The sequence below is a fragment of the Paraburkholderia sp. BCC1886 genome, from assembly GCF_900996245.1.
Lineage (GTDB): Bacteria > Pseudomonadota > Gammaproteobacteria > Burkholderiales > Burkholderiaceae > Paraburkholderia.
On the sequence record NZ_CAAJGK010000045.1, the window covers coordinates 52,751 to 66,952 of the forward strand.

13 protein-coding genes, 1 tRNA gene and 1 riboswitch are annotated in these 14,202 nt (G+C 61.8%); of the genes, 3 read left to right on the forward strand and 11 right to left on the reverse strand.

What is annotated here, in order from left to right:
• Window positions 1–4 precede the first annotated feature (4 nt).
• Both FQ746_RS14975 and FQ746_RS14980 read right to left on the reverse strand, forming a co-directional pair.
• Window positions 5–418, reverse strand: a complete 414-nt coding sequence (locus FQ746_RS14975; protein ID WP_144110151.1) for a MarR family winged helix-turn-helix transcriptional regulator — start codon at window positions 416–418, stop codon at window positions 5–7.
• 214 nt (window positions 419–632) lie between these two features.
• Window positions 633–4,229, reverse strand: coding sequence for an indolepyruvate ferredoxin oxidoreductase family protein (locus FQ746_RS14980; RefSeq protein WP_144110152.1), 3,597 nt, complete (start codon window positions 4,227–4,229; stop codon window positions 633–635).
• A gap of 96 nt (window positions 4,230–4,325) precedes the next feature.
• Here FQ746_RS14980 and FQ746_RS14985 point away from each other — a divergent pair, with 96 nt between their 5' ends.
• Together FQ746_RS14985 and FQ746_RS14990 are read left to right on the forward strand one after the other, a co-directional pair.
• Window positions 4,326–5,231 (forward strand): LysR family transcriptional regulator, encoded by a 906-nt coding sequence (locus tag FQ746_RS14985; RefSeq protein ID WP_144110153.1) that lies wholly within the window; start codon window positions 4,326–4,328, stop codon window positions 5,229–5,231.
• Between the two features lie 11 nt (window positions 5,232–5,242).
• Window positions 5,243–5,644, forward strand: coding sequence for a GFA family protein (locus FQ746_RS14990; protein WP_144110210.1), 402 nt, complete (start codon window positions 5,243–5,245; stop codon window positions 5,642–5,644).
• An 81-nt stretch (window positions 5,645–5,725) separates the two neighbouring features.
• Here the strand turns inward: FQ746_RS14990 and FQ746_RS14995 are convergent.
• The 9 genes from FQ746_RS14995 to ydfG form a co-directional block, all read right to left on the reverse strand.
• A tRNA-Lys gene (locus FQ746_RS14995) sits at window positions 5,726–5,801 on the reverse strand.
• A 177-nt stretch (window positions 5,802–5,978) separates the two neighbouring features.
• Complete coding sequence (gene ybgF, locus FQ746_RS15000) at window positions 5,979–6,728, reverse strand: tol-pal system protein YbgF (RefSeq protein ID WP_144110211.1); 750 nt, start codon at window positions 6,726–6,728, stop codon at window positions 5,979–5,981.
• A gap of 36 nt (window positions 6,729–6,764) precedes the next feature.
• A complete protein-coding gene (gene pal / locus FQ746_RS15005) occupies window positions 6,765–7,271 on the reverse strand; it encodes a peptidoglycan-associated lipoprotein Pal (RefSeq protein WP_144110154.1) in 507 nt (168 codons plus the stop codon).
• 32 nt (window positions 7,272–7,303) lie between these two features.
• A complete protein-coding gene (gene tolB, locus FQ746_RS15010; RefSeq protein WP_144110155.1) occupies window positions 7,304–8,596 on the reverse strand; it encodes a Tol-Pal system beta propeller repeat protein TolB in 1,293 nt (430 codons plus the stop codon).
• Between the two features lie 146 nt (window positions 8,597–8,742).
• Window positions 8,743–9,804, reverse strand: a complete 1,062-nt coding sequence (gene tolA, locus FQ746_RS15015; protein WP_144110156.1) for a cell envelope integrity protein TolA — start codon at window positions 9,802–9,804, stop codon at window positions 8,743–8,745.
• The gene (tolR, locus tag FQ746_RS15020) at window positions 9,801–10,247 is read right to left on the reverse strand and encodes a protein TolR (protein WP_144110157.1); all 447 of its coding nucleotides are present in this window, start codon (window positions 10,245–10,247) and stop codon (window positions 9,801–9,803) included. Before tolR ends, tolA begins: the two co-directional genes overlap by 4 nt.
• A 10-nt stretch (window positions 10,248–10,257) precedes the next feature.
• Complete coding sequence (gene tolQ / locus FQ746_RS15025) at window positions 10,258–10,935, reverse strand: protein TolQ (protein WP_012431821.1); 678 nt, start codon at window positions 10,933–10,935, stop codon at window positions 10,258–10,260.
• Between the two features lie 165 nt (window positions 10,936–11,100).
• A complete protein-coding gene (gene ybgC, locus FQ746_RS15030) occupies window positions 11,101–11,580 on the reverse strand; it encodes a tol-pal system-associated acyl-CoA thioesterase (RefSeq protein WP_144110158.1) in 480 nt (159 codons plus the stop codon).
• A gap of 72 nt (window positions 11,581–11,652) precedes the next feature.
• On the reverse strand, window positions 11,653–12,399 hold the full coding sequence (gene ydfG / locus FQ746_RS15035; RefSeq protein WP_144110159.1) for a bifunctional NADP-dependent 3-hydroxy acid dehydrogenase/3-hydroxypropionate dehydrogenase YdfG: 747 nt from the start codon (window positions 12,397–12,399) through the stop codon (window positions 11,653–11,655).
• Window positions 12,400–12,673: 274 nt separating this feature from the next.
• Window positions 12,674–12,782, forward strand: a riboswitch (ZMP/ZTP riboswitch).
• A gap of 166 nt (window positions 12,783–12,948) precedes the next feature.
• Between ydfG and glyA the strand changes: the two genes are divergently transcribed.
• Entirely contained in the window at window positions 12,949–14,196 is a 1,248-nt protein-coding gene (gene glyA / locus FQ746_RS15045; RefSeq protein ID WP_144110160.1) for a serine hydroxymethyltransferase, read from the forward strand.
• The last annotated feature ends 6 nt before the right edge of the window (window positions 14,197–14,202 follow it).

Sequence of the window (14,202 nt, forward strand, 5' to 3'; positions counted from 1 at the left end):
GGCCTTACAGATCGATTTGCGGCACGTTGAAACTGCCTTGCAGTGACTTCAACTCCGCGCGATGCAAGGCGGCGAGTTTGGCCAGCGTTTTCTCACCGGGCTTGAGCAAATAGACTTCCACCTGACGGCGATCGCTTTCGCTCACCCTGCGTTTGACGAGACCCAGTGCCTCACAGCGCGACACCAGCGCCACCACGCCGTGATGCTGCGCCTGCAGCCGTTCGGCCAGTTCGCCGATGGTGGCCCAGTCGCGTTCGGGATAGCCTTTGATATGCAGCAACAGCAGATACTGCAACGGCGTGATGCCTTCGGATTGCGCGGCCTGTTCGGAGAAACGCTCGAAGCGGCGCATCTGGTAGCGGAACGCCGACAGTTGCTCGAAGTCGGCTTTTTCCAGTTCGCGAGGTGGTTTTTTCATTTCCAGATGAGAGGTGTGAAAAAGGCTATTTGTATCATGACGTGATGTATTGGGGCGCAATCTGGCCGGAGATTCCGACCAGAGCGAATGTTGGATTATATGTGATTGTGATATAAATTGCCGGCCAAGGCCGACAATGAAAAACGGCCGCTCTTCGATGAAAGAGCGGCCGTTTGCGTTTGCTTCACCAGCCTTCGTTTTTTGACCAGGAGCTTTAGCCGGAGACAGCGGTCTTCGTAAGATCGGCGTGCGTGTCTTCACTCGCTCCAGTCCGGTAACGATTCAACCAGCGTTCACGCTTCGCCGCCACCGCGTGCACATTGCGCTCCTTGACGTGACCGAAGCCGCGAATTTCATCGGGCAGGTTGGCCAGCTTCATTGCTGCGTCGAAACGTGCGGCGTCGAGCGTCGCGCAGAATTCGTCGATCAACGCGAAATACTGTTCGACTAACGCCCGCTCGTTGCGACGCTCGTCGGTCTTGCCGAACACATCGAAGGCCGTGCCGCGCAGGAAGCGGAGTTTTTCGAGTACGCGGAACATCGTCAGCGTCCACTGACCGAAGCGCTGTTTTGTCAGGTGACCGTGCTCGTCTTTTCTGGCTAGAAGCGGCGGCGCGAGATGAAATGCCAGCTTGTAATCGCGGCCAGGTTCGCCTTCGAATTGCGCGCGCAGTTTGTCCAGGTAAGCCGGGTCTGCATAGAGACGCGCGACTTCGTACTCGTCCTTATACGTCATCAGTTTCGCGAGGTTGCGCGCGACCACCGGCGTGAGGCGCAGCTTCGCGCCAGGTGCCAGCGTCGACTCGGTCACACGCAGACGCTCGATCGCCTCGGTATAACGCGCCGCGTAACGCGGGTTCTGATAAGCGCTCAGACGTTCGACGTTGCGCCCGATCAGCCGGTCCAGCGATTCGGGCATCTGCACGACGATCGCCTGCGGCTTAACCGCTTGCGGCGCATATGCGTTTGCAGCCGCCTCGCCGTGCTGCGCGGCATAACGGCCCCACTCGAACGCTAGCCGGTTTTTCTCGACCGCCACGCCGTTCAGTTCGATCGCGCGATCGAGACTCGCGTAGCCGAGCGGCAGCCAGCCGCGCTGCCATGCAAAGCCGAGCAGAAGCGGATTGGCATACAGCGTGTCGCCGAGCAGCGCGAGGGCGAGCCGGTTCGCGTCGATGAAATCGCAGTCGTCGCCGATGCTGGCGCGCAAATCGAGTTGTGTCTGTTCGGCCGGAAAACTCCACTGCGGATCGCGCACGAACTGCGCGGTCGGCGTCGCGCCGCTGTTGATCGCCGCCTTCGTGACGCCGCGTTGGGTCCGCGCCAATACCTCGGCCGACGCGGAAACGATCGCGTCGCAGCCGATCACCACGCGCGCTTCGCCGGTCGCGATTCGCGTGGCGTGCAGATCGGCGGGGGTCGCGGCAATCTGCACGTGACTCAGTACGGCGCCGCCTTTTTGCGCGAGACCGGCCATGTCCAGCACAGTGACGCCTTTGCCTTCCAGATGTGCCGCCATCCCCAGCAAGCCGCCGATGGTCACGACCCCCGTGCCGCCGACGCCGGTCACCAGCACGCCGCACGGCTTGTCGAGCGTCGCGACGACCGGCAGCGGCAGCGCGGCGAAGTCGGGCAACGCCGCCGAAGCCGCCGGCTTCGCGGGCTTTTTAACCTGCGCGCCTTCAGCCGTGACGAAGCTCGGGCAGAAACCGTTCACGCAGGAGAAGTCCTTGTTGCACGACGACTGGTTGATCTTGCGCTTGGTGCCGAGCGGCGTGGGTAGCGGTTCGACCGACAGGCAGTTCGACTGTACCGAGCAGTCGCCGCAACCCTCGCATACCGCGTCGTTGATAAACGCGCGCTTCGCCGGATCCGGATAGGTACCGCGTTTGCGGCGTCGCCGCTTTTCGGTCGCGCAGGTCTGGTCGTAGATCAGGATCGAGGTGCCGGTTGCGTCGCGCAACTCGCGCTGCAGCCGGTCGAGTTCGTCGCGGTGATAAACCACGACGCCGTCGGGCAGCCGGACTTGCGCATCGTATTTTTCCGGCTCGTCGGTGACGATCAACACCTGCTTCGCGCCTTCGGCCACGACCTGAAACGCGATCTGCGGCACCGTCAGCACGCCGTCGACCGGTTGGCCGCCGGTCATTGCGACCGCGTCGTTGTAGAGCACCTTGTAGGTGACGTTCGCGCCCGCCGCAATCGACGCGCGAATCGCGAGCAAGCCGGAATGAAAATAGGTGCCGTCGCCCAGATTGACGAACACGTGACGCTCGTTCGTGAAGTGCATCTGGCCGGTCCACGCGACGCCTTCGCCGCCCATCTGGCTGAAGGTCTCGGTATTGCGGTCCATCCACATCGACATGTAGTGGCAGCCGATGCCCGCCAGCGCGCGCGAGCCTTCCGGGACGCGCGTCGACGTGTTGTGCGGGCAGCCCGAGCAGAACCACGGCTGACGCTCGGTCACCGAGCGCGGCATGGCGGCCTCGCGCTCCTTGGCCTCGATGACCGCGACGCGGGCTTCGATACGCGCGCGCAGATCGGCGGGAAGATCCGCCTTGGCAAGGCGGCGCGCGATCGCTTTGGCGATCAGCGCGGGCGACAGTTCGTAGTGCGCGGGCAGCAGCGTCTGCCCACGCGGCACCGACCATTCGCCGCCTTCATCGTCGCGTTGATCGTACTTGCCGAAAACTTTCGGCCGCACGTCGTCGCGCCAGTTATACAGTTCTTCCTTCAACGCGTATTCGAGAATCTGACGTTTTTCCTCGACCACCAGAATCTCGTCGAGACCGGTCGCGAAGTCGCGTGCGTTCTGCGCGTCGAGCGGCCACACGCAGCCCACTTTCAGCACGCGGATGCCGATGCGCGCACAGGCTTCCTCATCGAGCGAGAGGTCGGTCAGGGCCTGGCGCACGTCGAGATAGGCCTTGCCTGCCGTCATGATGCCCAGACGCGGGTTCGGACTGTCGATCACCACGCGGTTCAGTTTGTTCGCGCGAATATAGGCGAGCGCGGCGTACCACTTGTAGTTCAGCAGACGCGCTTCCTGTGCGAGCGGCGGATCGGGCCAGCGGATGTTGAGACCGCCCTCGGGCATCTCGAAGTCCTCCGGCAGCACGATCTGCAAACGGTCGGGATCGAGTTCGATCGACGCGCTCGACTCGACCACGTCCGTCACGCATTTCATCGCGACCCAGAGGCCCGCGTAGCGGCTCATGGCCCAGCCGTGCAGACCGTAGTCGAGATACTCCTGCACGCTCGCCGGATACAGCACCGGGATGCCGCTTGCCACGAACATGTGCTCGGACTGATGCGCGACCGATGACGACTTCGCCGCGTGATCGTCGCCGGCCAAAACCAGCACGCCGCCATTCGGATCGGTGCCCGCGGAGTTGGCGTGCTTGAAGACGTCGCCCGTGCGATCGACGCCCGGCCCTTTGCCGTACCACATGCCGAACACGCCATCGACTTTTGCGCCCGGCCAGAGATTCAATTGCTGCGTGCCCCACACGGCGGTCGCGGCCAGATCTTCGTTGACGCCCGGTTGAAACACGACGTCATTCTCTTTGAGATGCTGCTTCGCTTTCCACAGACCCTGATCGAGCGCGCCGAGCGGCGAGCCGCGATAGCCCGATACGTAGCCCGCGGTGTTCAGGCCGGCACGGCGGTCGCGCGCCTTCTGCAACATCGGCAGGCGCACCAGCGCCTGAGTCCCGCTCATGTAGACGCGACCTTTTTCGAGCGTGTATTTGTCGTCGAGCGAGACGTTGGCGAGGGCGTCGCGTAGCGACGGCGAAAGCGGGGCGTTCATGGGGGAAGTCTCCGTGTGCTTTATTGAACGCGAGTATAGGAAGCGGAATTTCCATCGTAAAATCACGAATACCGAATCCTGCTATTCGAAAAACACATGTCAAAAGACGTCACCCTGCGGCAGATGCGTTACTTCGTGGCGGCCGCTCAGAGCGGCCAGTTTTCGATGGCGGCGACAGTCGAGCATGTGTCGCAATCGGCGATTACCAATGCGGTCCTCGCGTTGGAGGAAACCCTGGGCACGCGGCTGTTCGAACGACTGCCGCAAGGCGTGACGTTGACACCCGATGGTCACGATTTTCTGAATCACGCGAGACACATACTCGACTCGGTGCGCGACGCGGTGTACAAGGCGCCGTTCCGTTCGCACGATCTGAAAGGTACTGTGCGCCTTGCCGCTTCGTACACGGTGCTCGGCTATTTTCTGCCGGAACTGATGGCGCGGTTTCGCGCGACCTATCGCGACGTGGTGATCGACCTGCTCGATCTGGATCGCCCGTCGATCGAACAGGCGGTGCTCGACGGCGACATCGAACTGGGTATCGTGCTGCTCTCGAATGTCGAGAATGTCAGGCGTTTCCGGCATCACGTGTTGATGCGCTCACGCAGGCAGTTATGGACATCGCCGTCGCATCCGCTGACGGAACTCGCGGCGCCCTCGCTCGCGGATATTGCAAGTTATCCGTACATCCAGATCAACGTGGACGAGGGCGAGCAGTCGACCCAGCGGTACTGGAAGCAGAACGAACTCGTGCCCGATACCGCTTTTCGCACCGGTTCGATGGAGGCGTTGCGTGGGTTGGTCGCGCATGGTTTTGGCGTGACCATTCTGTCGGATATGGTGTTCCGGCCGTGGTCGCTGGAGGGCAAGCGCATCGAAGCGCGGCCCATTCTGAACGCGATTCCGCAAATGGACGTGGGAATGTTGTGGCGTAAGGGCGCGACGTTAGAGGCGCCGGCGCACGCGTTCCAGGAGTTTTTGATTCATGCGTGTGGGAGTTGACGGAGGCAGCCATGAAACCAATGCTCGCCGGTGGATGTCTTTGCGGCGCGGTCCGCTATTCGGTGAAGGACGAATTCGTCTATGCGTTGAATTGCCATTGTTCTAATTGCCGTCGCGCGACGGGGTCGGCGTTCAAGCCGTTTGCCGGCATTGAACGCGGCAAGTTGCGTGTGACGCAAGGCGAAGACAGTGTGTTGATTGTCGGCGACGTGGATGCTTCGCACGATGTGCGCTGCAAGTTATGTGGGAGTCTTTTGTTTTCGGTGGTTCGCGACGGTCACTATGTTCATGTGACTTTGGGAACGCTTGCCGACGCGCCCGCTATTCGCCCCAGTGCCCATATTTTCGTGGGTTCGAAAGCGCCGTGGTATTCAATCACCGACGATCTGCCGCAGCACGATGAATTCGGATGAATGGGCTAATAAAGGAGCGCACACGAGTGAGCGCGCAGAAAAGAAAAGGGCCTAGCGCGAACGCTAGGCCCTTCGTATCTTTGGTAGGCCGTACGGGATTCGAACCTGTGACCAACGGATTAAAAGTCCGCTGCTCTACCAGCTGAGCTAACGACCCAAAAGAGAAGCAAGATTATAGCGATAGCCTGGAAGTGCTGTCAACCCGCTGGTGTCGACCGCGATAGGTTCGAAGTTTCAACGCACTTTGCGTTGCTTGCATCAGGCATGCGCAAATAAAAACGGCCGGACATTCCTGTCCAGCCGTTTTATCGCGAGGCACGCGTGGCGTCGATCGCTACTTGATCTGCGCCAGTTTGCTCTGAGCCGATTGCGCGGCGTCCGTGCCACTGTATTGCGCGACAACCTGATCGAGGGTCTTTCGGGCGGCTGCCTTCTGACCTTGCTCGAGCTGATTGTTGGCAATGGCAAGCAGCGCTTCCGGCGCACGCGGATGCTGCGGATACTTCGCCACCACACCCTGCCACGTCGCCGTCGAACCCTTGTAATCGCGCAATGCATAGAGCGCGTTGCCGAGCCAGTACTGCGCGGTCGGCTGATAAGGGCTCTGCGGGAACTTGGCGATGAAGCTGCGGAACGATGCCGCCGCATTCTTGAAGTCGCCGTTGCGGAACTGCTGTGAGGCCGCATTGAACGAATCCGTTTCACCCGGCTGAACTTCGCCCTGGACCCCGTCCACCGTCTGTTGCTGCGGCTCGAATTTCTTCAGCCGCGTATCCAGGTCGGTGTAGTAGTCCTTCTGCTGTTTTTGCAGCGTGGCGAGCTGGTTGCCCATGTCCTCGTTCTGTCCGCGCAATGTCGCGACCTGCTGGTTCAGCTGGTCGAGACGGTTGGACTGATCGAGGATCGTGCGCTGCGCAGCCGACAGTTGGCTCGAAAGGCTATCGGTCTTCGTACGCAGATCGAGAATGGCCTGGCGGGCCTGATCGTCGTCGAAGATGCCTGCATGCGCGGGCAGGGCCGCGAAGGCCGTGCCTGCGATGCAGGTCGCTGCGGCAAGCCGCAGCCAGGAGAAACGATGCGTCATTCGGCTCATCACCCGTTACTGTTGCGTGACTGTTGCTTATTGGTACACGAGGTCGGCGCGGCGGTTTTGTGCCCACGACGATTCGTCATGACCCGTAGCTTGCGGCTTTTCCTTGCCCAGGCTCACGGCTTCGACTTGCGAGTCCGGCACGCCCAGCAGCGACAGTGCGCGATGCACGGCTTCAGCACGCTTCTGGCCGAGTGCCAGGTTGTACTCGCTCGTGCCGCGTTCGTCGGTGTTGCCCTGAATCAGGACGTGACGTTCCGGATGGCTTTTCAGGTATTGCGCGTGTTGACCCAGCAGCGACTGGTAATCGTCCTTGACCGAATAGCTGTCGAAGTCGAAGTAAATGCTGCGCTTCGCCAACGGGCTGTTCGGATCGTTCAGCGGGTCGACGTTGACCTGTGCGACATCGTTCGGGTTCGGCTGCGTGGACACCGTGCCACCCTTGTTAGCGTTTTCGTCGAGCTTGACGCCCGAGTGACACGCGGCCAGCGCACCGACCATCAGTACGGCAAATACGAAGCGAAGTTTAGACATCATTTGGTTACTCTCCTTGTGTTATTGCATCAACGTTATTGCATAAACGGGCCCCAGGATGGCTCGCGTACGCTGCCACCCTGAACGGACAGGACCTGCCGAGTGCGACCGTCGGTCGATACTGCGGCCAAGACGCCACGGCCGTTCACCTGTGTGGCGTAAAGAATGTACTGACCGTTCGCCGCGAAGCTGGGCGATTCGTCATGTGTCGTGTCCGTCAGGCCCGTGGCGCTATTGCCTTGCAGGTCCTGGATATAAAGCTTGAACCCGCCGCCGACGCGCGAGATGTAAGCGAGCTGCTTACCGTCCGGGCTCACACGCGGGCTGGTGTTGTAGCTGCCGGTAAACGTGACGCGTTGTGCGGTGCCGGCGCTTTCGCCTTGTGCCGACATTTTGTAGATTTGCGGCTGGCCGCCGCGGTCGCTGGTGAAGTAGATCGACTGGCCGTCAGGAGAGAAAGACGGTTCGGTGTCGATCGAGCTGCCTTGCGTGAGACGCCGCAAGCCGCTGCCGTCTGCGTTGACGGCGAAGATCTGCGTGTTGCCGGTGCGCGAAAGCGCGACGGCCAGCGTGCGTCCATCCGGCGACCACGCCGGTGCGCTGTTGTTACCCTTCTGGTCCGACACGACGATCCGGCGACCGGTGGGCAGATCGTGGATGTAGACGATCGGCTTCTTCTTCTCGAACGAAACGTAAGCTACCTTGGTGCCGTCCGGCGACCATGCCGGCGAGATGATCGGCTCGGGGCTGGACAGCGCGATGTGCGCCTCCTGGCCGTCCGAATCGGAAATCTGCAACTGATAACGGCCACCCGTCTTGATGACGTACGACAGACGCGTGGCGAACACGCCGCGCCCGCCCATCAACTTGGCGTAAATGTAGTCCGCGACCTTGTGGCCGCTCATGCGCAGGCCGCTTTCCGGACTGACCAGCACGAGGCCGCCGAGGCTTTCCTGCTTGACCGTGTCGTACAGCTTGAAGCGCACTTCGTACTGGCCGTTCGGCAGACGGTTCACGCTGCCCGACACGAACGCGTTGGCGCCCTTGGCCTTCCAGCTGCCGAGGTCGACGGAATCGGTTTCGGAAACCGGCGTGCCGCCGGCATCGATATTGGTGAATTTGCCGCTGCGCTGCAAATCCTGACGCACGATCGTACTGACCTGCTGCGGCGAGTTCGCCTCATTGGCGAAATTCGCCGTGGCGATGGGAAACTGGGTGGACCCGACGCCCGTGACGAGGACGTTGAGTTGTGCGTGGGCGGCACCGCCGGTGGCGATCAGGCACGACGCTACAAGTGTCCGCAGGCCTAGCTTGGTCATCAAACTCATGCTGTATGGATTCCCCAAAAACGGTTTTACTAACACTTCGAGACAGCAGACAGACCCGAAAAGAACTAATTCGTTCCCGAGCACTCCGGGGACATAGCACGGTTCGTGCCGCCCCACCTTGTCTACCGTCTTTCCCCTCTTCCTCGCTAACCTGCCGGGCGCAACGTGATCGTGAAACTGCCAGGCGTTTTGCCGTCGATGTCCTGAGGCATCGGGTTGGAACTCTTGACGGCTCGCAGCGCCGCATCGTCCCATGCAGCGTTGCCGCTGCCCCGCGAGATCGTCGCGTCCAGCAGTGTGCCCGAAGGCGCACAACGCACGGCGATGACCGTCTCCAGACCCGCCGTCTCGCCACCCCACGTTACGTGCTGCAGCACCAGACGGCGGACCTTGTCCGCGTAACCCGGCGATGCCGACGTGCCGCCCGAACCGCTACCCGTACCGCTCTTGCTGAGGCCATTATTGCTGGAACTGTTGCCGCCGACCGCGCCTTGCATCTGCGCGAGCCGCGCGCGACGTTCCGCGTCGAGCTTCTTGGATTGCGCAGCGGCGTCGGCTTGCGCTTTGGCCTTAGCCGCTTTCTGCGCATCGGCTTTCTTCTGCGCGTCGGCTTCGGCCTGCTTCTGTTGCTGTTCCTGCTGCTGTTCTTTCAGCTGCTGCTGTTTTTGCTGCTCGGCCAACTGCTTCTGTTTGAGCTTGTCGGCCAGCTTTTGCTGTTGCTCCTGTTGCGCTTCTTGTTGCTGCTGCTGCTGTTGTAGTTGCTTCTGCTTGGCTGCAGCAGCTTTTTGCGCGGCGAGTTGAGCGGCCTGGTCGGCGGCTAACTGCTGCTGACGTTTCGCTTCGGCTTCCTGTTGCGCCTGCAGTTTCTGCTCACGAAGCTGCTCGGCGAGCTGCGCCTGACGAGCCGCCTGCTGCTGCTGACGCTTCTTTTCCTGTAACGCAATGTCGGCCTGTTCGTCCGGGACCGGAGGAGCAGGGGCGACGACCGGCGCGGGCGGCGGGGGCGGCACGGGACGCGGAATGGCCGAGTCCGGCACTTCGGTCCAAAGCTCTGCTTCCTCGCCGGCCGGCGTGCTGTTTTGCCATTGAATGCCGTGATACAGGAAGAACCCGAGCAGCGCGTGCATCACCAGGGCGAACACGAAGGCTCGCCAGGTGCCACGTTCACGCGGTGGCTGAAGCGGATAGTCGGAATTCTGACGGATCATTGCGATTTGACGAGCAGTCCCACACGCTTGACGCCCTCGGCTTTCAGCTCGGACATCACGTTCATCACGATTTCATATTTCACGGTCTTGTCGGCGGCGATCACGACGGGCTGGTCGGGATGCGACGCGGCGCGGTCCGAAATGAAGCCTTTCAGATCGGCCTTGCTCATGTCTTCCTGTTGCTGCGCGCCCGCGTCGTCCTTGTATTTGACGCTCATGTTGCCGTCCGCGCGAATGTTCACGATGACGGGCGGCGTTTGCTGTTGCGGCGCGGCGCCGCCGACGGTCGGCAGATTGACGATCGAAGGCGCGACCAGCGGCGCGGTCACCATGAAGATCACGAGCAGCACGAGCATCACGTCGATATACGGAACGACGTTGATGTCGGCCATGGCGCGGCGTGAACGGCTGCCGCGCATGCTGGAGTTGGATGAGCCTGCCATGGTGACGTCCTTACTGGGCCTGACGCTGCAGAATGTTCGAGAACTCTTCGATGAAGGTCTCGAAGCGGATGGCCAGACGGTCGATATCGTGCGCGTAACGGTTATAGGCGACGACGGCCGGAATGGCGGCGAACAGACCGATGGCGGTGGCGGTCAGCGCCTCGGCGATACCCGGCGCGACGTTGGCGAGGGTGGCCTGCTGCACGTTGGCGAGGCCGCGGAACGCATTCATGATCCCCCAGACCGTGCCGAAGAGACCGATGTACGGACTGACCGAACCGACGGACGCGAGAAACGCGAGATTCGCTTCGAGCACGTCCATTTCACGCTGGAACGCGGCGCGCATGGCGCGGCGGGCGCCGTCGAGGATTGCGCCCGAATCGTTCAGACGCTTTTCCTTGCCTTTCAGAAACTCGCGCATGCCGGACTCGAAAATCCGTTCCAGTGCGCCGATTGTATGGCGGTTGTTCGCGGCGCTCTGGTAGAGCGCCTGCAGGTCGCCGCCCGACCAGAAATCGCGTTCGAAACGTTCGGTTTGCGCGCGCGCCCGGCGAATGGCAAACCACTTGCGGAAGATGAACGTCCACGACAGCAGGGACAACAGCAGCAACAGCGCCATGACGGCTTGTGCCAGCAGACTTGCATTGAGTACGAGTGAAACGATCGACAGATCTTGTGTAGTGTTCATAAAGATTCGTATTAACGTCCCGGAAGGGGCGTCCGGTTGCAAGCTCGCTAGAGGCTTGCCGTGAGCAAAACGGAAGCTTCAGCGAAAGAGGCAAGCCGAACCATGCTTTGTGATGCTGAATGTTGCCTGATCGATACGAATTCACTGGCCCCGTAACAACGGCGCTCAGGCTGAATCCGTTGACACGTCAATGTTGTCGGCGCCCGGGCCACGCTTTAACGCAGCCAGAACCGACGTAGGAATCGGGGCGGGTCGTAAGCCGGTCCGCTCGACACACCCAATCCGGATGGAGCCATTAGCAAGCAGCGTGCCGTCGCGCCACGCTTCCTGCACGAAGTCGACCGAAGCCCGGCCCAGCCGTTCGATCCGGCTGACGATCCGGATCAGGTCGTCGAGTTTCGCCGGCGCTTTATAGTCGACCGCGGTACTGCGCACGATAAAAATGGCGCCGGTTTCTTCCGCCAGGCGATTCTGATCGACGCCGCAGCCGCGCAGCCACTCGGTCCGCGCCCGTTCGAAGAACTTCAGGTAGTTCGCGTAGAAGACGATGCCGCCGGCGTCGGTATCTTCGTAATACACGCGGATCGGCCACGTAGAGCCGATTTCCGCGTCGGGCGGGCTGGTCGACAGATTCATGCGGCGCATTTTACCGGAACGCCTACCCCCAGGTCTGTTTCAAGATGTGTTCATTACCCAAGGGATTTCGAATCGCGTTTTTTAGCCCCGGTGAATCGACAATCCGGCAAATGACTGGGCTACCGGCATGAGTTCGATCGTGTTGATGTTGATGTGAGCCGGGCGCGTCGCGATCCAGTAGATCGAGTCGGCGATGTCTTCCGCCGTCAGTGGCTGGACGTTTTCGTACACTTTGGACGCTTTGTCGTCGTCGCCGCGGAACCGGACGTTCGAAAATTCGGTGCCGCCGCACAGGCCCGGTTCGATGTCGGTGACGCGCAGCGCAGTGCCGGCGAGGTCGGCGCGCAGGTTCAGGCTGAACTGGCGCACGAACGCTTTGGTCGCGCCGTAGACGTTGCCGCCCGCGTAGGGCCAGCGGCCAGCCACGGAGCCCAGGTTGAAAATATGTCCGCGATTGCGCTCGACCATGCCTGGCAACAGGGCATGCGTAACTTGCGCGAGCCCCGTGCAGTTGGTTTCGATCATGGTGTTCCACTCGTCCAGACTGGCTTTGTGCGCCGGTTCGACGCCAAGCGCGAGGCCTGCGTTGTTGACGAGCACGTCGATTGCCGCGAAATCGGCCGGCAGTGCCGCCGGCATGGCTTCGACCGCCGCCCGGTCGCGCACGTCGAGTTCGAAGGGAAGAAGGGCGTCGCCGAGTTCCGCGGCGAGCGCATCGAGACGATCCTTGCGGCGCGCGGTAGCGACGACGCGATGGCCGCCCTTGACGAAGGCGCGAGCGATAGCAGCGCCGAATCCCGCAGACGCTCCGGTGACGAGCACGATCATGGCAATTTCCTGGTCGGTAGGAGAAAAAGGCCCCCAGCCTACTTCCAATGCGGCGCTGCGGCAAGACCGGCGCGAGTGCGCTAGGCGCCATGAAAGCAAGACCGGCCGACCGGCAAACCGGCCGGTGCCGGGAAGCGGCGGCCCGACCTGCGAGCGTGCCCGAACGCCATTCCGGCGAGAGCCGAGAGCGTCTTCGCCTGCGGCCCGCCAGGCGCCGGTGGACGCGGCGTCGAGGCGGTTGCCTATTCGACCCCGTTCCAATAAACTAACGCGCTCATCCCTGCGTGACTGGCGATAGAACCGGTTCAAGCAATCGGGTTCAAGGTGGAACAACCCACCGTGAAGCGCAGGGTGCCGTTTTGCCGTTCGCCTGGGCAGCCGTGATCCGCGCGCATCGATCTGCGCTGACGGTGGCTGTCCTGCCTCGCGTGTGCGGCGACCTTCTATCCGCCACGTCAGGGCTGGCCCAGCCGCCAGCAGCGCTGCGTACCCCCTACGCAAGATTCGGCGCACGAGCCGGTCAACCTGAAAACACTCAACGGAATCCGTATGTTTGACAGAGCCCAAAGCACCATCGCCAATGTCGATCCTGAACTCTGGAAGGTCATCGAGCAGGAAAACCGCCGTCAGGAAGAGCACATCGAACTGATCGCCTCGGAAAACTACACGAGCCCGGCCGTGATGGCCGCACAGGGCTCGCAACTCACCAACAAGTACGCGGAAGGTTATCCCGGCAAGCGTTACTACGGCGGTTGCGAATACGTCGACATCGCCGAGCAACTCGCGATCGACCGTGTCAAGCAGCTGTTCGGCGCGGAAGCCGCCAACGTGCAGCCGAACTCCGGCTCGCAAGCCAATCAGGGCGTGTTCTTCGCGATGCTCAAGCCGGGCGACACGATCATGGGCATGAGCCTCGCGCATGGCGGTCACCTCACGCACGGTTCGCCGGTCAACATGTCGGGCAAGTGGTTCAACGTGGTGAGCTACGGCCTGAACGAAGCCGAAGACATCGACTACGAAGCCGCCGAGAAGCTCGCTCAGGAACACAAGCCGAAGCTGATCGTCGCCGGCGCTTCCGCGTTTGCATTGCGTATCGATTTCGAACGTCTGTCGAAAATCGCCAAGTCGGTAGGCGCGTATTTCATGGTCGACATGGCGCACTACGCCGGCCTGATCGCCGCGGGCGTCTACCCTAATCCGGTGCCGCACGCCGACTTCGTCACCACCACGACGCACAAGAGCCTGCGTGGCCCGCGCGGCGGCGTGATCCTGATGAAGGCCGAGTTCGAAAAGCAGATCAACTCGGCTATTTTCCCGGGCATCCAGGGCGGTCCGCTGATGCACGTGATCGCCGGCAAGGCCGTCGCTTTCAAGGAAGCGCTGTCGCCTGAGTTCAGGAGCTATCAGCAGCAGGTCGTCGAAAACGCACGCGTGCTGGCTGAAACGCTGGTCAAGCGCGGTCTGCGTATCGTCTCGGGCCGCACCGAAAGCCATGTCATGCTGGTCGACCTGCGCGCCAAGAAGATTACCGGCAAGGCAGCAGAAGCCGCACTGGGCGCCGCTCACATCACCGTCAACAAGAACGCCATTCCGAACGATCCGGAAAAGCCGTTCGTGACGAGCGGCGTGCGGCTCGGCTCGCCGGCCATGACGACGCGCGGCTTCGGCGTCAAGGAAGCGGAGCAGGTCGGTAACCTCATCGCCGACGTGCTGGACAACCCGGAAGACGCCGCCACGATCGAACGTGTGCGCGCGCAGGTTTCCGAGTTGACCAGGCGTTTCCCGGTCTACGGCTAAGCCCTC